General features: G+C 70.6%; 12 protein-coding genes. 2 read left to right on the top strand and 10 right to left on the bottom strand.

Translation table 11 applies throughout. The features are described 5' to 3' along the window. On the top strand, positions 1-1710 hold the full coding sequence (leuA, locus tag IFJ75_RS05230; protein WP_207931576.1) for a 2-isopropylmalate synthase: 1710 nt from the start codon (positions 1-3) through the stop codon (positions 1708-1710). Here leuA and IFJ75_RS05225 read toward each other — a convergent pair. From IFJ75_RS05225 to IFJ75_RS05180, 10 genes are all read right to left on the bottom strand, one after another. Further along, complete coding sequence (locus tag IFJ75_RS05225) at positions 1701-2954, bottom strand: D-amino acid dehydrogenase (RefSeq protein ID WP_207931575.1); 1254 nt, start codon at positions 2952-2954, stop codon at positions 1701-1703. The two genes, leuA and IFJ75_RS05225, sit on opposite strands and share 10 nt — an antisense overlap. Before the next feature lie 109 nt (positions 2955-3063). Beyond that, the gene (locus tag IFJ75_RS05220; RefSeq protein ID WP_207931574.1) at positions 3064-3465 is read right to left on the bottom strand and encodes a hypothetical protein; all 402 of its coding nucleotides are present in this window, start codon (positions 3463-3465) and stop codon (positions 3064-3066) included. Next, positions 3465-6200: a penicillin-binding protein 2 gene (locus IFJ75_RS05215; RefSeq protein ID WP_207931573.1), complete on the bottom strand. Its 2736-nt coding sequence runs from the start codon at positions 6198-6200 to the stop codon at positions 3465-3467. Before IFJ75_RS05215 ends, IFJ75_RS05220 begins: the two co-directional genes overlap by 1 nt. Continuing rightward, on the bottom strand, positions 6200-8923 hold the full coding sequence (locus tag IFJ75_RS05210) for a hypothetical protein (protein WP_207931572.1): 2724 nt from the start codon (positions 8921-8923) through the stop codon (positions 6200-6202). The genes IFJ75_RS05215 and IFJ75_RS05210 overlap by 1 nt, the downstream gene beginning before the upstream one ends. Then, positions 8920-9564 (bottom strand): hypothetical protein, encoded by a 645-nt coding sequence (locus IFJ75_RS05205; protein ID WP_207931571.1) that lies wholly within the window; start codon positions 9562-9564, stop codon positions 8920-8922. Before IFJ75_RS05205 ends, IFJ75_RS05210 begins: the two co-directional genes overlap by 4 nt. Next, positions 9561-11117, bottom strand: a complete 1557-nt coding sequence (locus IFJ75_RS05200) for a hypothetical protein (RefSeq protein ID WP_207931570.1) — start codon at positions 11115-11117, stop codon at positions 9561-9563. Before IFJ75_RS05200 ends, IFJ75_RS05205 begins: the two co-directional genes overlap by 4 nt. Beyond that, complete coding sequence (locus tag IFJ75_RS05195) at positions 11117-12688, bottom strand: hypothetical protein (protein WP_207931569.1); 1572 nt, start codon at positions 12686-12688, stop codon at positions 11117-11119. The genes IFJ75_RS05200 and IFJ75_RS05195 overlap by 1 nt, the downstream gene beginning before the upstream one ends. Next, positions 12685-13224 (bottom strand): hypothetical protein, encoded by a 540-nt coding sequence (locus tag IFJ75_RS05190; RefSeq protein ID WP_207931568.1) that lies wholly within the window; start codon positions 13222-13224, stop codon positions 12685-12687. Before IFJ75_RS05190 ends, IFJ75_RS05195 begins: the two co-directional genes overlap by 4 nt. Before the next feature lie 88 nt (positions 13225-13312). Next, positions 13313-14632 carry a tetratricopeptide repeat protein gene (locus IFJ75_RS05185; protein ID WP_207931567.1) on the bottom strand — a complete coding sequence of 440 codons (1320 nt, stop codon included), beginning with the start codon at positions 14630-14632 and terminating at the stop codon, positions 13313-13315. Further along, positions 14617-16554 carry an SEL1-like repeat-containing protein kinase family protein gene (locus IFJ75_RS05180; RefSeq protein ID WP_207931566.1) on the bottom strand — a complete coding sequence of 646 codons (1938 nt, stop codon included), beginning with the start codon at positions 16552-16554 and terminating at the stop codon, positions 14617-14619. The genes IFJ75_RS05185 and IFJ75_RS05180 overlap by 16 nt, the downstream gene beginning before the upstream one ends. A gap of 319 nt (positions 16555-16873) precedes the next feature. Here IFJ75_RS05180 and acs point away from each other — a divergent pair, with 319 nt between their 5' ends. Then, entirely contained in the window at positions 16874-18811 is a 1938-nt protein-coding gene (gene acs, locus IFJ75_RS05175; protein WP_207931565.1) for an acetate--CoA ligase, read from the top strand. Positions 18812-18883: the final 72 nt, after the last annotated feature.

Here is an 18883-nt window from a genome sequence, read left to right as displayed (position 1 = left end):
ATGCTGCGCGATCCGTCCGTAAAATACCGCCCCTTCCCCCAGGTCGACATTTCCGATCGCACCTGGCCCTCCAAGACGATCACCAGGGCCCCGCGCTGGCTGTCGACCGACATGCGCGACGGCAACCAAGCCCTGATCGACCCGATGAACGCCGAGAAGAAGCAGCGCTTCTTCGACCTGCTGGTGAAGATCGGCATCAAGGAGATCGAGGTCGGCTTCCCCTCCGCGGGCGCCACCGAGTTCGACTTCATCCGGTCGCTGGTCGATCGCGGGGCCATTCCCGACGACGTCATGCCCCAGGTCCTGACCCAGGCGCGCGCGGACCTGATCGAGAAGACCTTCGACAGTCTGGACGGGGCCAAACAGGCCGTGGTCCACGTCTATAACGCCGTCTCGCCCGCCTGGCGGCGCATCGTCTTCGGACTGGAGCGGCCCGAGATCAAGGGCATCGCCGAGACGGCGGCCAAGCTGCTGCGCGATCAGGCGGCGCGACGTCCGAACACCGACTGGCGCTTCGAATACAGCCCCGAGACCTTCTCCACCGCCGAGCTGGATTTCTCGGTCGAGTGCTGCGAGGCGGTGATGGACATCCTGCAGCCGACGCCGGATCGGCCGCTGATCCTGAACCTGCCGGCGACGGTCGAGGCGGCGTCGCCGAACGTCTATGCCGACCAGATCGAATGGTTCGGCCGCAACATCTCGCGGCGCGACAGCGTGATCATCTCGGTCCATCCGCACAACGACCGGGGCACGGGCGTGGCGGCGGCGGAACTGTCGATCATGGCCGGCGCCGACCGGGTCGAGGGCTGTCTGTTCGGCAACGGCGAGCGGACCGGAAACGTCGATCTCGTGACCCTGGCGCTGAACATGTACACGCAAGGCGTTGATCCGGAACTGGACTTCTCGGACATCAACGAGGTGGTCCAGACGGTCGAATACTGCAACCAGATCCCGGTCCACCCGCGCCATCCCTATGCCGGCGAACTGGTCTTCACCGCCTTCTCGGGCAGTCACCAGGACGCGATCAAGAAGGGCTTCGCGGCCCAGGCGGCGCGCAACGACCAGATGTGGGACGTCCCCTATCTGCCCATCGATCCGGCCGACATCGGCTGTTCGTACGAGGCCGTGATCCGGGTCAACTCCCAGTCGGGCAAGGGCGGGGTCGCCTGGATCCTGGAGCAGGACAAGGGGCTGAAACTGCCCAAGCGCCTGCAGGCCGACTTCAGCCGTCACGTGCAGGAGATGGCGGACCAGACCAGCCGCGAGCTGAACGCCGCCGACATCTGGAGCGCCTTCCAGACCGCCTATCATCTGAACAGCCCGCAGCCCCTGCGCCTGATCGACTATCAGGAGGGGGCGGTGACCGGCGGGTCGCGCCACTTCGTCGGCCGCATCAGCCTGGACGGTCAGGAGCATACGGTCAGCGGGCGCGGCAACGGCCTGATGTCCAGCGTGCTGGATGGCTTGCGCGAAGGCGTCGGCATCGATCTGGAGATCGCCGACTATCAGGAGCACGCCATCGGCCACGGCTCCGACGTGCAGGCCGCGGCCTATGTCGAGTGCAAGGGCGCGGACGGGGCGACCTGGTTCGGCGTGGGCATCGACGCCGACGTGGCCACGGCCTCGGTCAAGGCCCTGCTGTCGGCGGCGACCAGCGCCCGGGCGGCGGCTCAGGCGCGCGCCAAGGCTCCGGAGCCTGTTCAGGCGTAGCGGCTGATGGCCAGGTCGGCGGTCTCGATCTCGGGGCGTTTGCCGCTGATCTGGTCGGCCAGCACCCGCGCAGAACCGCAGGCCATGGTCCAGCCCAGGGTCCCGTGGCCCGTGTTGATGTGCAGATTGGCGATGCGGCTGGGCCCGACCACCGGGGTGCCGTCCGGCGTCATCGGGCGCAGGCCGGTCCAGAAGCGGGCGGCGTCGAGGTCGCCCGCCCCGGGAAAGAGGCTGGACACCGAATGCTTCAGCGTGCGCTCGCGCGCCGGCGGCAGGTCGTGGCTGAAGCCCGAAAGCTCGGCCATGCCGCCGACCCGGATGCGGTCGCCTAGGCGGGTGATGGCGACCTTGTAGCTCTCGTCCATGACGGTTGAGACCGGCGCGCCGGCTTCGTCGACGATCGGCATGGTGATGGAGTAGCCCTTCACCGGATAGACCGGCAGGCGCAGGTCGATCGACCGGGCGATGGCCGTCGAATAGCTGCCGAGCGCCAGGACATAGGAGTCGGCGCTGAGCTCGGCCTGATCGGTGATGACCGAGGTAATCCGGCCAGCGTCCACGTTCACCCGCTTGACCGTCTCGTTGAAGCGGAAGACCACGCCCGCCTCGGCGGCCATCTCGGCCAGGCGGACGGTAAACAGGTTGCAGTCGCCCGTCTCGTCGTGCGGCAGACGCAGGCCACCGACGAAGGGCACGTCGGAGCGGGCCAGACCCGGCTCGGCGGCGATACAGCCGGCGGGGTCCAGCACCTCACACGGCACACCCTCGGCCTTGAGCACCTTTACGTCCTTGTCGACGTCGTGGAGCTGTTTGTCGGTGCGGAAGAGCTGCAGCGTGCCCTGCTGACGGCCGTCGTAGGTGATGCCCGTTTCGCCGCGCAGGGCGTCGAGCTGGTCGCGGCTGTATTCGGCCAGACGAACCATCCGCTCCTTGTTCAGGGCGTAGCGGGTCGAAGTGCAGTTGCGCAGCATGGCCACGCCCCAGGTGATCATGTCCCAGTTGACGGCGGGCCGCAGGATCAGCGGCGCGTGCTTCATCATCAGCCAGCGCGGCGCCTTCCTCGGAATCGAGGGCGCGGCCCAGGGCGAGGAATAGCCGGGCGAAACCTGTCCGGCGTTGGCGAAACTGGTCTCCAGAGCCGGCCCCAGCTGGCGTTCGATGACCGTGACCTCATGGCCCTGCTTCGCCAGATACCAGGCCGTCGTCACCCCGATGACGCCGGCTCCGAGCACGATACACTTCAAGACAGACCCTCCAGAGGGAACATTCGACCCTTCTTAACGCGGGGTCGCGGAATCGGGTGCAGTCTGGAGAAGCGACGCCGGCTTGGCGAGCCCCCTGTCCGATCTGGCCCTATTTGGGCGTCACCGGACAGACGACGGTCTCCGTCCGCAGGGCCGTAAGCCAGCCGGCCTCCGAAGCCGAAATCGCCTTGCCGTCAGCCTCCAGCGGGATGCGGACCCGGCTGGGCGGACGGCCAGCTTCGTCTCCCGAGGCATACTGGCGCATGACGGCGACCTTCACATAGGCGTCGGGCAGCGGATAGCAGGCGAAGAACTGGGCCCAGGTCTGGATGCCGGTGGCGTCGACGGTGACGGCCGCGCCTTGTTTGCGCTCCTGGAGATCGACCGTCCGCCCCGCGCACCGCCCCATGACGATCAGCAGCAGGGCCAGCACGGCGATTACCGCCGGGACGCGCCACAGTGTCGAGCCGGTCTTCGGACGGGCGGCGGCGATGACGGACTTCCGCGCCATCAGCCGATCACCCGGTTGGGAGAATCCTGCGCCAGCCAGTCGAGCACGGCGCGATCCTGAACCAGCAGGGCCGCGACCTTGGTGGCGGGGTTGTGGATGGCGTCGCTGCGCTGCTGGACATTGATGGCCACGGTCAGGGCGCGCAGCGGCCGGTCATCGGAGGACCCGACCTCATAGCGGGCGATGGCCAGGGCGATGGCGTGGCCCTTCTCCGCATCGAAGCCCGCGTCGGGCGAGACGCCCAGCACCCGGCCGGTCTCACGATCCACCTGCAGGGCCGAGGGCGCTGAGCCGCCCGATCCCATGCGGTCGATGCGCTGGAAGGCCTGGGTCAGGGCGGCGACACCGACGCCGTCGATGACCGTGCGGCAGATCGGCTTGACCCGCTCATGGGCGCGACGGAGGCCCGAGGTCGTGCCCGACTGGTCGGCCAGGGTCAGCTGGCGCTCGCGCGTGTCCCACTTGAGCCCGCAGTCATAGGCGGCCAGCGCCATCATGGTCAGATCGACGGGGTTCAGGGCCTGCTGACGGTCGACGTTGGGCGTGCCGGTCTTGGCGAAGATCCGGTACTCCTGCCCCTCGGGCGCGGTCGGCAGCTTGATCTCATGGCCCGTGCCGCCCGGACCGACGACGGCGCGCAGCCCGGTCATCATCGGCTTCCAGGCCTCGTCGCGGATCATCAGCGGCTGCAGCGGCGGGCGTTCGGCGTCGATCAGGAACCGCGCCTCGACCTGACGCCGCAGCACCATGCGCGAGAACACCTCGGCCAGACGAAGGGTCGACCAGCGCGACCGCCCGCCGCCGAGCGTGCTCATCAGATAGTCGCCCTTGAGGTCGTGGATGACGTTGAGGCCCAGCGACTCGCGCTCGAGCCCCAACGCCTGCAAGGCCGGGCTGTCGAGGTTCACCCCGCCGGCCTTGGCCTGCCAGACGGAGGTGTCGCGGCGCGGCGTCTCGCGGTCGAACTCGGCCTGGACGCCGAACAGCCGGGTCAGCTCCAGCGCCCAGGGCACGGCGCGCTGCTGGGCCATGTCGGGGACGATGCCGAACTCCCCGCGCGGCTGGCCGGACAGGATCGGCGTCACCGGAAGCTGACAACGCTGGGCGCCCGAGATGCGGTAGCAGTCGGTCGGCGCGGCCGGCAGGCTCTGGTCCGGCTTCGTCGGATCGTCGCTGAGCGACAGCAGCATCAAGGCCGCCGCATATTTGTTGCTGGAGGCCTCGAGGAAGCGCGTGAAGTTCATCCAGGCAGGGCCGGAGACGGTGTCGGAGAAGGCCATGCCGTCGGCGCGGCGGGTGCCCAGATCGACGCCCAGCAGCTCGCGGAAGCCGGGCGCGCCGGGCCGCACCTCCAGCGTCGCCAGGGCCGGGAAGGTCTGGAGGATGGCCATCGACAACGGCGCCTTGGCCACCGAGCCCACGGGCATCAGATCGAAATTGTGGTTCGAGGTGGTGAAGCGGTGGCGGCCGCGGGTGTCGTCCTGCTGGTCCGCCGTCGCGACGGGCAGGCTGGCGATGGCCAGAACCTCGCCGGTCATGCCGTCCATCATCGTCACCGCCGAGCGGAAGGCGGGCGCCGGGGCAAGCTGGTCGACAATGGCGTGGAGCTGGCTCTCGGCCTCGGACTGGAGACGCTGGTCGAGGGTGACGACGATCGGCCGGTCGTCGCGGCGGGTGACGGCGGGCTCCAGCGAACGGGCGAAGCTTTCCAGACCGGGCGCGCGCAGCCTCTGGCCGCTGACGGCCTCGAAGCGGGACACGGTCGGCGCCGCGACCTCATAGACGAAGCGCTCGGCCCGCTCGCCCCGGGTAAAGACCAGATCGCGGTCGGCGGGCAGGCGTAAGTACTGGACCTCGCCCGGCCCGGCCGAGGCCTCGACCCCGGCGACGGTGACCACGACCGGCGAGCCGCCGATGACGCGCACCAGGGCGTTCTGGTTGTCGAGGGCGATGACGTCGGCGACCTCCTTCTCGTCGACGAAGCGGTAGCGGCGCGGCCAGAGCGACTGCCCCTCCCCCTCCTCCGGCTTGAACAGGTTCAGTGTCGCCGTGGTCAGCCCGCCCTCGGAGGCGCCGCGCGCCGGGCGGAACAGGAAGGCCCGAGTCTCGCCAACGCGCCTCAGCGACGCCCCGCCCGAGGAGCCGGTGCGGAACTGGATGTCGCCGCGCCATTGCAGGGTCCCGGCATAGGGGCCGAGCACCTGGTGCGCCGTGGGATCGATCTCGGTCAGCCGGGCGCCGCGCCCGAGGTCGTCGTCGAACAGCCAGCGGCCGGGCTCGGTCATGTCGACGCGCAGATAGGAGCTGCGCACGAACGCCTTCCAGCCCTCGGCATCGCCGGGAGCCAGGGCCGAGGGCTGGATGCGCACCTCGCCGTCGGGACGCTGTTTGATCTCGAGCCAGCCGCGCTTGAGCACCAGATCGTTGATCAGGGCGTTGTAGGCGTCGGCCTGACGCACGGCGTGGATGTCCGAGCGCGGATGCCCCATCAGCTCCCGGATCCAGGGCGCGCCGACGATCAGCAGAACGAAAACGAAGCCCACGATCCAGCCGGGCGCGAGGCGCGACGACGGCAGGGACACACGCGGGATCGTCGGGCCGCGCGGGGCTTCGGGCGGCGGCTCCTGTGGCGATCCGGGCGGCGGCGGGGTCGCGGCAGCCTTGGCCGCCAGAGCCTCGGCGGCGGCGGCGGCCTTCTTCTTGCCGGCGGCGATCAGGGACTTTCCACGGGCCATCAGACGACCTCGTCTTCAGGCGTGGAAGGACGCAGCGCCGTCAGGCCGAACCAGGCCATGAAGAACAGGGTCATCCCCTCCAGCAGGTCGCTGTCGGAGGCGGCGGCCAGCAGATAGACGTTGCGGCCCGTGAAGGGCGCCAGCTGAAGATTGGCCAGCACCACATAGGCGCCGACCCCGAACAGGATCCACAGGGCCATCAGGCCGAGGATCCGCCCCTGCCCCGGCTCGCCCGCCACGTCAGGCCGGGTCGCCCGCGCCGCCGCCGCCGCCAGCACCCCGAGGCAGAGCAGCAGGGCCGCGGCCCCGAACCGGCCGTAGGGAGCCATGATGTGGATGGTCGAGACATTGTCGTTCAGCTGGACCGGCTTGAGTACGCTCAGATTGACCGGCGCCAGCCAGCCCCGGCCGAACAGGGTCGCGGTATAGTCGGACAGGTGCTGGGACCAGACGCGCAGGTTCTCGGCCTCCCACGACCCGTAGCGCTCGACCTGATCGGGCGAGCCGAAGGCCCAGAGGCGCAGCTGGTTCTGGCTGTAGGCGCCGGCGCGGGACAGGATGTCGAGGGCGGGCTGGTCCGAGGCCGAGACGGCGGCGCGGGCCAGATCCTCGGGCGAGGCCGCGGCGGGCGCCTGGAAGACAACGAGCGCGGCGAAGACCATCAGCACGGCGCCGCACAGGGGCGCGGCCCAGGCGGCGGCGGCCAGCCGGGCCTCGCCGTCGGTCGCGCGGCGGCGACGCTCCCACACCCCCATGGCCGCCATGACCATGATCGGGATGCCGACGAGGGCATAGCCGTTGTCCTTGACCCCCACCGGCAGCAGGACGAACAGCACCCCGAGCGACAGGCAGAAGGCGAGCCCGAGCCGGATCGCCTGACGCCCCGACGCCTTCGCTCCCTCGGCCATCAGGCTCGAAAAGCCGAGGATCAGGGCGGGCGTATAGAGGGCGCTGACGGCGAAACCGAGCACCGGCAGCCGCTCCTTGATCGACATCAGACCCAGCAGACCGCGCACGATCCCGGTCGTCGGCAGGACGGTCTTCCAGTCGACGGTGCGGTTCCTGAGGAGTTCAGGAACAAGGCCTTGAGCACGGGATTGCAGGTTCTGAACGAGGTCGGCGCCCCGTTCGGTCGCGCCCCAGGCCTGAAGGGCGCTGAGGGCCAGAACACCCGCCGTGGCCAACAGCGACAGGCCGCCGGGCGTCGGGCTCCAGAACGGCCCGCCCATCCACAGGTGCAGCGCCAGACTGACCGCCAGCATGAAGCCGAAAACCAGGGCGAGCCGCAGCGCCCGCCCCTGCGTCGGCGGCGCCATCAGCAGGAACAGGCCGGTCATGGCGACATAGGCGAGGCCCGCTTCCCCCACGACCGTGATCCCGCCCGCCAGCTCCGGATCGGCGACGAGGCCGGCGAAGGCGGTCAGCATCCGCATGGCCAGCAGGGCCTGCAACGCGACGAACAGCATCCAGTGCAGGCGCCGCTTGCCGCCGCTCTCGCCCCGCCAGTCCTCGCCCCAGACGGCCAGCACCACCACGGCCCAGGCGAGGCTGAGCCAGCCGAGGATCCAGGGCCCGCCTAGCCGGTCCAGCCGCAGCTCCGCCGCCTTGCCCACCGCTACCGGGTCGGTCAGACGGAAGGTCCCCGAGACCAGTTCCGCGCAATGGGCCGGCTCCGGATAGGGCAGATCCTGGGTCAGGGCGTTGGACAGGTCGCCGCCCAGCACGGGGAAGTCGGGCGCCACCGGCGAGGGCGAGCCGTTCCTCGGGCAGCGCCCCACCCGTTCCACCGCAGGGGTCGACAGGGCGGCCGTTAGCACCGTGCCGGACTGGCCGAGCGCGATCTCGCGCCGTTCCTGCAACCGCCCCAGAGGATCGCCCGGATCGACGGCGTTGTAGGTGCGGATGTCCCAGATCGACAGGGCGCGGGCCTGATCGACCGGGATGGGTTCGGGCTTGGGCGTCGGGAACGGGACGACCTGCCCGCCCTCGACCTTGCCGAGGCGCGCCTTCGGATCGAGCAGGACGATCTTCCAGCCGCCGAAGAGCTTGCCCGTCTGATAGACGAAACCATGCGTCGCGGGCGCGCCGGGCAGAACCCGGTTCAGGGGATGGATGGCCTGGGACGGCTTCCACGACACCGTCGGCGCCAGGCCGAAGGCGCGGCGCTGCGGCAGGGCCGGTCCGGCCTTCCCGTCCTGCTCGAAATGGAAGGGCCCGCGTTCGAAGCGATACCAGACGGCGTCCGGGGCCTCGCAGCCCTTCAGGCAGACGGCCATGCCGGGGTCGAAGTCCTGCGCCCCGATGACGTCATAGGATCCGCCGTGCCGGACCGCCGCGACCGACAGGGTCTCGCCGACGGGGTTGGGCGCCGGGGCCTCAGGGACCTCCATCAGGACGGCGCCCTTGCCGGGGGCCTGACGCGGGATGGTCACGACCGAGGGCGAGGCGCCGCGGATGAAGAGGTCGTCGTCGGGGCCGCCGCCGATGCTGAGGCTTCCTCGTGTGACGTCGACCGTCAGCCGGCTGAGCGACAGATGCATGTCGCCGAACCGGCCGTTCAGCGCGCCGTCGATCAGGCTGGCCCAGACAAGGGCGGGGGCGATGGCGACGCCCAGCCCTACCAGCCAGGGCGTCATCGGCCGCGACCGGTCCGACGCCCGCCAGATCGCCCAGACGGCCGCCAGGAACAGGGCGGAAAAGACGACCCCCAGCCAGCCGGTCATCGGCTCTCCGGATCCGGCCGGTGATGCGAGACATAAAGGCGGCGATAGGCGTCGCGGACCCGGGCGAAGGCATAGACACCCACCCCCATCCCGACCGCCAAGAGGGCCAGGATCAGGCCGCCGAGGATCGCGCCGGCGCCCGCCCCGAAGGTCCGGGCCAGCCGCGCCTGATCAAGCGTCTTGTCAAAACCTTGGCACAGACCATTGGATTCACTGATGCGATAGGCGACGGCGGCACGGCTGACAGGGTTGGACTGGGCCTTGGAGAAGGGGCCGCAGACGTGGCGGTCCAGCCAGTCCCGCTCCTGCCCGGGACCCGCCGGGAACGGAGGCAGGCCCTCAGGAGCCTCCCCGTCTCCGCGCAGGAACTCGGCCCACTGGAAGGCGGAGTTGCCCGCCGCGGCGCCCAGGCCCTCGTCGCTCTCGGCGCCCGCCGGGATGACCATGGCGCCGCGCTCCCCGCCCCAAGGCGAGGGGAAGCCGGTCAGCCAGACGGCGACGATCAGCCAGATCACCACAAAGGCGGCGACCAGCACCTGGACCGGCCTCTGGTCGGCCTCGCCGAAGACGATGTCGATGCCGTCCATGCGCCAGCGGCGCAGGCGTTGGGTCAGGGTCGGGGTGGCTGCAGCGTCGGTCACAGGCTACGTCTCTTCACCGGGGTCAGGCGACCGTCGTCACGGAAGCGGCGGATGGCGCGGGCGGCGGAGATGAAGGCCCAGTCGGCCTGGCTGGACAGCTGCTGCCCCCGCCCGGCCCACTGGATCCAGCGGATCACCGGAACCACGCCCCAGCTGCGCCGGGAATAGTCGACGCGCAGGGGATCGCGCTTCCTGCGCGCCGGGTCCTCGGACTCGGCGAAGGCGGTGACGAAGTCCAGTTTGCACCAGCGGAAGCCCTCCATGCACTGGACCAGCCCGCGCCGGAACCGGCGCACCGTCGACAGGGGATCGTCGTCAAACTTCTCCAGCGCCAGCAGGTCTTCCTCGGCGTCCTTGAACAGCAGGTGCAGCAGATTGACCGGCTTGTCCGGCACGCCGTCGGCATAGGCGTCCTGTATCTCGCGGATGTAGTCCTTGATGACGTCAGCCTTGGCCAGGCCGATGAAGACCGGCTTGGACGGGCGTTTGGCGGTCGCGGCGTGGGCGATGACTCCGTCGCGGCCCATGGCGATGACCTCATCGACGTCGACGCCGGTCTCCAGCAGGGACAGCAGGTCCTGCAACCGGCCCAGGGTCTTGATGAACCGCTCGAGCTGGGGGTTGGATTTGGCCAGCTCACGGGCCTGGGCCTCCAACGTCTGCTGGGCGCGCGGGACGCGGCTCTTGCCCGGGACGTCGTCCTCCCACAGGGCGTAGCGTTCGGCGGCGCGCTCGGCCAGCAGCACCTCGTCGGCGGGCAGGACGATGATCACCGACTTGCACACCTGCAGCGCCAGCAGCTCCTCGCGGCGGCCGAACAGGTCGATGCCCGCCACCCCCTCGAACCGCTCGCCGGGCATGTCGATGATGTGGAACAGGTCGTCCGCGTGCGCCCCTTCTGCCCCGCCGACCGGCAGGAAGCTGTGCGAGGAGATGTTGTTCGAACGGCTGACCCGCGCCCCTTGGTCGGCGAAGGCGGGCTCGGACCGCAGCGGGAACCACGGATCGTGGAACAGCTTGTGCTTCAGCCGGGTCAGGAACCAGCTCTTGCCCGCCGAGGCGAAGCCCAGCAGCACCACCACATTCTGGTTGGCGTTTTTCCAGCTGTTGAGCAGGTTTTCGGAGACCGGCTGGTCGTGCTCGGGCACCCCGGCCAGACCGCGCGCGGGACGACGCGGCGGCGGTCGGACGGCGACCTTGGCCGGGTCGGCCAGCGGGTCGGCGACGGGGTCGGCCGGTGCGGCTTCGGCGGTCTCGACCACCACGGCCTCGAGGACGACGGTATCGCCACCGGGGGCGCTGTCGAAGGTCGGGACCACGACCATATCCGTCGTGGCAGGCGTGAGGGCGGCCGGCGCCGGTGCGGCCTCGGCCCCGACCGCCGCCAGGGCGTCGATCCCGGCCAGAAGCGCGGTCTGGTCCTCGCCGGACGCCGGGGCCTCGGGCGGGCGCGGCTTGGCCGCCTCCTCGCGCCGGACCTCGACGCAATAGGGGCATTCGTCGAGCTGTTCCGGATAGGAGATGAAGTGGATCGGACAGGTCTTGTCGGCCATCAGCGTCCGCCTCCGTTCACCGCGTGGAGCGCCGTTTTCAGCGCCGTAACATAGGCTTGTTTCGGCATCTGGATGTCGTTTCTCAGGATCGGCGAGAGCACCCGCCCGGCATAGGCGGCGCGGACGGCGGGGCCGCCGGCCTTGAGCAGATCATAGACGGCCGGGGTCGCCAGAGCCGCGTCATCGGCGCCCGGCGGCAGGGCCAGCAGGCTGGCGACCGCCTGTGCGCAGACCTTTCCGGCGCCCGGTTCCGGCAGACACAGACCGATCAGCCGCACCGTCAACCGGCGCCGTTCGGCCGCCCCGGCGGGCTGGATCGCGGCCTTGAGCAAACGCAGCCGGGTCGCCGCGGGCAGGCTGTCCAACGGATAGGCCGTCTCGGCCGCCAGACCGTCGGCCAGCCCCGCGAAGGCCAGCAGGTCCAGCGACTGGGCCGACATCCACGGCAGGACGCCCTCGCGCAAGGCAAGACCGGCGACCAGCGCCACGGCGGCGGGCCGGTCGGCATTGGCTTCGACATAGTCGTTCAGATACCAGGCCGCGCCCTCGGCCTCGCCGGGCTGCTCCATCAGACGGCCGAGGGCGATGGCGGCGCCCTTGAGCAGGTCGGGACCATCGGCGGCGCGGTCGGACTGATCGGCGACGGCAGCCAGAAGGGCAGCGCGGCCCACCGGATCGAGATCGAGGCAGGCTTCCAGAATAGCGATGGCCGCGACGGCGTCCGGCGCGTGGTCGGCATAACGCGGCTGCCAGTCCAGATCCCGGCCGGTGGCGGTGGCGCGGACGACGCCCTCGACCTCGGTCCAGACCCGCCAGGCGGGCGGCGGGGCGGCGGGCGTGGCAGCGGGTGTCAGGGAGGCGATCTGGCCCTGGGTCAGGCGGCCCGCGTGACGCGCGGATTTCGCGGGCGGCTCGCCCTCCCCGGCTCCACGCACGATCAGGCGGAAGGCCTCGTCCGGATCGAAGGCGCCCGAGCGGGTGAAGGCGCCGGAGGTGGCCCAGCCGGTGATCCGCGCACGCTGTTCGGGCGGGTCCATGCCCTCGACCGCGCCGACAAGGACGGCCTCGGGACTGGCGGCGCCGACGGCGATGTCCTGATCGACCCACTCCAGGCCGAAGGAGGCGAGACGCGGCCCCGCTTCGGCGCGGGCGAGGGCGTCGAGATCCAGACTCAGCGGGGCATCGGCGAAGCTCAGGTCGTCCTCGCCCGTCGGGGCCGGGATCCGGGCCAGCAGCCTGTGCGCGCGCCAGTCCAGCGCCCGCATGGCCGCCGACGGAACGATAACCACATGGGCCATCGCCACCGTACCCAGATCGGCCTCGCCGAGGAAGGCGACGCGGGCCACGGCGAACATGTCGCCCGAGGCGTCCAGCGGAAACATGACCACGCAGTCCGACGGCTGCCGGTCGGCCCAGCCCGCGAGAGCCAGACTGAAGTGACGCAGCATCCCCTCGGTCGCCACGACCTCGGGACGGTCCGACGACTGGGCGAGGATGGTGTAGCCCCGGCCGTTCTCGACCGGGCCGAGGACCGCCGTCGCCAAGGTCGTCGCCCGGGCCGTCTGGCTCACCGGGGCCGCTCCTGCAGTTGGGTCGCCATACCGGTGGTGGCCGCGCCGGTGGCCGGAGCGGTGGAGGTTGAGGGTGTCAGCCCGTCCGTGGTCGTGGGCGGCAAGGCGTTGGGATCGGTCAGGACGGTCGTCGGGACCGCCGCCGGCGCCGGCTGCAGTTTCTCCAGCCCTCCGCCCAACGCGAAGCCGCCGAGGAAGATGGCCACCGCCAGCAGGGCGGCGACCCCGATCAGGATGATGTCGCGCGTGCGGTTCGGGGCGGAGGGCGTCGAACCGGAACGGAAATCCGCCGCCCCGCGCGGGTCTGTCCCCATGCGCCGGGCGATGGCGTCGGCCAGGGCCTCGCTGTCGATGACGGCGCCGCCGTGACGCAGTTCCTCGACCGCGCCGGCCATCTCGCGCCGGACGATGCCCGCCAGCAGCTGGGCGACCGGAGACTTCGGGTCGGCTGCCACGCGCCCGCCCGCTTCTCGCAAAACCAGATCGATCAGATCACGCCGGACCTGGTCGAGGCCGTCATCCTGGGCTGTCGCCATTTCCTGCTCCCGATCCCTATGCCTATACGATTCCGGCCCGAACACACGTGAACGAGAAGACAGAAAGAAGGCCAGTTTCCGTCACCGTTCACCATCCCGCCATCGGGCGAATGACGGGGGTCGAAAGCTGGGCCAGACGGGCTCGGGCGTCGGGGTCGCCGGCCTCGGCCGCCCGGGCGTACCACCGCGTCGCCTCGCCCAGATCCCGGCCGACGCCGAGCCCGCGCTCAAAATTCTGTCCGGTCCTGAACATGGCCCGCGCATCTCCCCCTTGCGCCGAGGTCAGCATCAGGGCGGCGGCGGCCATGGGGTCGGGTTTGAAGCCTGCCAGACCGTCCAGATGGAAGAGGGCGAGGTAGTACTGGACGCGCGGGTCGCCGCCGTCGCCCGCGCGCTCCAGCCAGAGCCGGGCCTCGCGGTCGTCGCGCGGGGCGCCGCCCCAGCCCTGATAGAGATATTCGCCCAGACGGCCCATGGCGGGGACGATCCCGGCCTCGGCGGCCTTGCGGAACAGCGGATAGGCCTGATCGGGATCGGGCTGGACCTCCCCAGGGACGCCGGCGTCATAGAGGAGCGCCAGGTTGTACTGGGCCGCCGCCACGCCCCGGTCGGCCGCGCCGCGATACTGGCGGATGGCCTCGGCGCGGTCGCCGATGGGCGCAGGCTGAACCTCGTAGAAATAGCCCAGATTGGCCATCGCCAGGGCGTCGCCGCGCGCGGCCGCATCGACGGTGTCGGGCGTGATGTTGGCCCCCTCCACGACCCGCCAGCCCGAGCCCTCCCCGCATTCGAGCACGGCGTCGGCGACGCTGGCCCAACGGCAGCCGGAGGGAGCGGACGGCGGCAGGGTCGCGACCGGCTCCGGCTCGGGCGCAGCCGCCGCGGCCACGATCGGCGCCTGGACCCGGGCCTGGATAGCGGCGGACAGGCTTTCCGAGGCGTCCACCGGGGCAAGGTTCAGCCCGACCGTCGGACTGACGGTGGTGTTCAGGCGCGGGGTCGAGGTGGGGGCGTTCAGCCGGGGCGTGATGGTCGAGGGGAGCGGACGCGGGGCGGGCGGCGGACGTACCGGGACGGGAGTCGGAGCCGGCGGCGGAGCGGGCGCGGGCGTCGGCACAGTCCGCGCGATGGGCGGGTTGGGGGCGTGGGGCCGGACGCGGGGCGCCGGGGCGGCTCGTGCGGGCGCGGGTCTGGGCGTGATCCGGGGCGGCGGGGGCGCGCAGCCGCCCAGGGCCTCGCGCTTGGCCGCGATCATGGCGCCGTCAAAGCCGGGGTTGCGGGCGGTGAAGGTCGTCAGTTGGGCGCAGGTCTCCACGCTCTCCAGCCGCAGCCCGCCGGCCATCTGGGCCCGCGACACGCCCGGGGCCGCCGCCAAGAGAACCAAAACAGGGATCAGTCGGCGGAACATGCGGTCCACCTTTCCACCGAATTGGCCACGTCCAGACGCCGCTCGACCAGTTCGTCCCCGTCGCGGGTCAGCAGGTAGCGCTGGCCGGTCATCAACTTCGGCCCGTCGAGGGTGACCAACAGCCGGTCGTCCTCGCGCGGCTCGGCGATCTGGCCGACAGCGGGCTCCCCGTCTCCCACAGCGAAGGCGAAGCGGTCGTCCTTGATCGTCAGCCGCGCCGTGATCTCGCCAGAGCGCCAGCAGCCGGCGAAGGCGCCGTCGCGGGCCTGGACCAGCCGCGCCTCGATGCGCAGCGCCCCCTCGTCGGCGAGACGGATCTGATCGGGCGACGGGATGCGAGCCGAGGATCCCTCAGCAGCCGGCGCATTGACCATCCGGTACCAGTCCAGGCTCTGGCGCAGGACCGCCGGCGAGCCGCTCTCCTCCCCCGCCGAGACCTCATAGAAGTCGCCGAGGTCGAGCATGGCCGAGGTCTCGCCGGCCGAGGCCGCGCGGCGCAGCCACTCCAGCCCGGCCTGTTCGTCGCGCCCGGGCGTGTCCCTCAGATAGAAGGCGCCGAGCCGGGTCATGGCGGCGGACTGGCCCGCGGTCGCATCGGCCACGTCGCCGGGCCTGAGCGTCCCGCGATCAACCACCTGCCCCTCGCCCGAGCCGCAGCGCAGGGTCAGGTCGCTTTCGTCCTCGCCCTCGGTCCAGGAACAGCCGTCCGGCGCCTTGGGCGGTTCGCGCCGAGCAGAGACGGCCTCGGCTTCGGCATCTGCGGGACCCGTGCCCGGCCGCGCGCCGCTGAATCTGCCGCCCGCGAAGGCCATGACGGCGACCAGACCCGCGGCGGCGGCCATCACCCCGACGCCGATCGCCCGGTTCCGCCCGACCCTGTGCCCGGGCTTGCCGCCGGATGGGATCGAGCCGAACTTGTAGGACAGCATCTCCGGCGTCGGCGTGGGCCGGAGCGCGCCCAGGTCCTCGACCACCGGCGCGGGGTCGGGCTTCACGGGCGGCGGAGCCAGAGCCAGATCGTCGGGCGGGGTCGGCGGGACGTTCAGATCCTCCACCGCATCGAACCAGACCCGCCCCTCCAGCGGCGGCGCCTCCGCCAGTCCCGCGACCGCGCGCCAGTCACCGACGGTGGCGAACCGGTCGGCGGCGTTGCGCGACAGCCCCGTCTCGACGGCGGCGATGAAGGCGGTCGGATAGTCGGCGGCCTCCGGACGGGCCGACAGTCGGGTCTCGTCGGTCCAGCCGAACCAGTCGGGCGCATCGCGTCCCGTGATCACTCGATAGAGGACGGCGCACAGGCCATAGAGGTCGGTCGCGGGAACCAGGGGCGCGCTCTCGGTCGCGTCCTGGGCCTCGAACGGCGCCAGGCCCGGCCGGAACAGGCCGTCGAGACGCCGGACGAGAGGGATGAACCGCCGCCGGTCGACGGAAGGGTCGTACAGCACCGCCCGCCCCGTCCCGACGCCGATGCTATTGGGCGCGAGGTTCAGATGCAGCTGCCCCCGGGCGTGAATGGCCTCCAGCCCCGCGGCCAGATCAGCGGCGAGGGCCAGCACCGCCTTGGGCCGGACCACCGCCCCGCCACCGAGTCGTGCGGCGAGACTGACGCCCATCGGTGTCGTCCGCACCACCGCCAGGTCGTCGAGATCGGAGATGGTCCGGATCGTCCCCACATTCGGATGGGACAGGCTCGCCAGAGCCGTCGCCTGGGCCAGGAAGGCGCGCCGCCCGGCCTCATAGGCTTCGGCCCAGTCGGGATTGGCGATCACCGGTTCGCCAGTCTCGCTGCGCACCAGAATCCCGGCCGGCCAGTAGAGACGCACGCGCTCGTCGGCGGCCTCGTGCGTCCAGACGTCACCGACGGATTGGGCGCGGTTCGCTGAAACCAGCTTCAGCACGGTCTGGCGTCGATCCGACGTCATTACAGCTCCGCCGCGAACAGGCCTGACACGGGACGAACCGTCGCCCCTGCCCTGTCCGTGTTTACTGGCGCCCCCATGCCTGAGCACACTCTAGGGTCACTCCCGCCCCTCGAACAAGTCCGCACAAACCCGAAACCCCGCCGGAAAAGAAACTCGTCCCGACCGGGTCAGATTCGCGACACTGTCCGGGGTGCAAATCGTCCCTGCCGCCCGATGCGGGACTGGACCCGGGCCGGGGCTTGATGTTCGGTGCGGGCGGCGGAAATCAACCGCTCCGGGCCTACGGCCCACGCAGAAACCGAGACCCGAGGCGACGCTGATGACTACCGAAACCGAATTCTACCCCGTGCCCGCCGAATGGGCGGCGAAGGCGCATATGGATCGGGCGGGCTATGAGGCGGCGCGGGTCGCGGCGCAGGCTGCGCCGGACGCCTTCTGGGCCGAGGCGGCGAAGCGTCTGGACTGGGTCAAGGCGCCAACGAAGATCAAGGACGTGTCGTTCGCCAAGGACGATTTCCACATCCACTGGTTCGCCGATGGCGTGCTGAACGTCGCGTACAACTGCATCGACCGGCACCTGGCCGAGCGCGCCGACCAGACGGCCATCATTTTCGAGGGCGACGACCCGTCCGTCTCGGGCGCCATCACCTATGCGGAGCTGCACGCCCAAGTCTGCCGCATGGCAAATGTGCTCAAGAACCTGGGCGTCCGGAAGGGCGACCGCGTCACCATCTATCTGCCGATGATCCCGGCGGCCGCCGTTGCCATGCTGGCCTGCGCCCGCATCGGCGCCATCCATTCGGTCGTCTTCGGCGGCTTCAGCCCCGACAGTATCGCCGGCCGCATCGAGGACTGCGGCTCGACCGTCGTCATCACCGCCGACGAAGGCCTGCGCGCCGGCAAGCGCATCCCGCTCAAGGCCAATGTCGACGAGGCCCTGACCAAGGTCTCTGTCGATAAGGTGCTGGTCATCGCCCACACCGGCGCCGACGTGCCGATCGTCGAGGGCCGGGACGTGCGCTTCGAGGAGGCGGTGAAGACCGTCGCCGACGACTGTCCGTGCGAGCCGATGAACGCCGAGGACCCGCTGTTCATCCTCTACACCTCGGGCTCGACCGGTAAGCCCAAGGGGGTGATGCACACCACCGGCGGCTATCTGTTCTGGGCCAGCTACACGCACGAACTGGTCTTCGACTACCGACCCGGCGAGGTGTTCTGGTGCACCGCCGACGTGGGCTGGGTCACGGGCCACTCCTATGTCGTCTACGGCGCGCTGGCCAATGCCGCCACGACCCTGATGTTCGAGGGGGTGCCCAACTATCCCGACAACGGCCGCTTCTGGTCGGTCGTGGACAAGCATCAGGTCGAGATCTTCTACACGGCCCCCACGGCCCTGCGCGCCCTGATGCGCGACGGCGACGCGCCGGTGAAACGCTCCAGCCGCAAGTCCCTGCGCCTGCTGGGCTCGGTCGGCGAGCCGATCAATCCGGAGGCCTGGCGCTGGTATCATGAGGTCGTCGGCGAGGGCCGTCTGCCGATCGTCGACACCTGGTGGCAGACCGAGACCGGCGGCATCCTCGTCTCCCCCCTGCCCGGCGCCACCGACCTCAAGCCCGGCTCGGCGACCAAACCCCTGCCCGGTGTGGAGCTGGAACTTGTCGACGCGGACGGCAAGGTTCTGGAGGGTCCGAACAGCGGCAACCTCGTCATCACCGACAGCTGGCCCGGCCAGATGCGCGGCGTCTGGGGAGACGACCAGCGCTTCTTCGACACCTACTTCTCCGCCTATCCGGGCAAGTATTTCACCGGCGACGGGTGCCGCCGGGACGAGGACGGCTATTACTGGATCACCGGCCGGGTCGACGACGTCATCAATGTCTCGGGCCACCGGATGGGCACCGCCGAAGTCGAGTCAGCCCTGGTCCTGCACGACGACGTCGCAGAGGCCGCCGTGGTCGGCTTCCCCCACGACATCAAGGGCCAGGGAATCTACGCCTTCGTCACCCTCAACGCCGGCGTCACCCCCTCCGACGAACTCCGCAAGGCCCTGATCGCCCAGGTCCGCCACGAAATCGGCCCCATCGCCGCCCCCGACGCCATCCAGTTCGCCCCCGGCCTACCCAAGACCCGCTCCGGCAAGATCATGCGGCGGATCCTGAGGAAGATCGCCGAGAACGACTTGGGCTCGCTCGGGGATACATCGACGCTGGCGGATCCGGGCGTGGTGGAGGATCTGGTGAAGAACCGGGTGGGGTGAGCGGTCCGCGCTGAAAACTTCATCCGGGGGCCACGCGGCGCTTGCCGATGTGCGCGGGCTGTTCTATCAGCC

This window comes from Brevundimonas goettingensis, from assembly GCF_017487405.1.
GTDB classification, from domain to species: Bacteria; Pseudomonadota; Alphaproteobacteria; order Caulobacterales; family Caulobacteraceae; genus Brevundimonas; species Brevundimonas goettingensis.
Note: the sequence above shows the minus strand (reverse complement) of the source record. Positions and strands in the feature narration are given on the sequence as shown.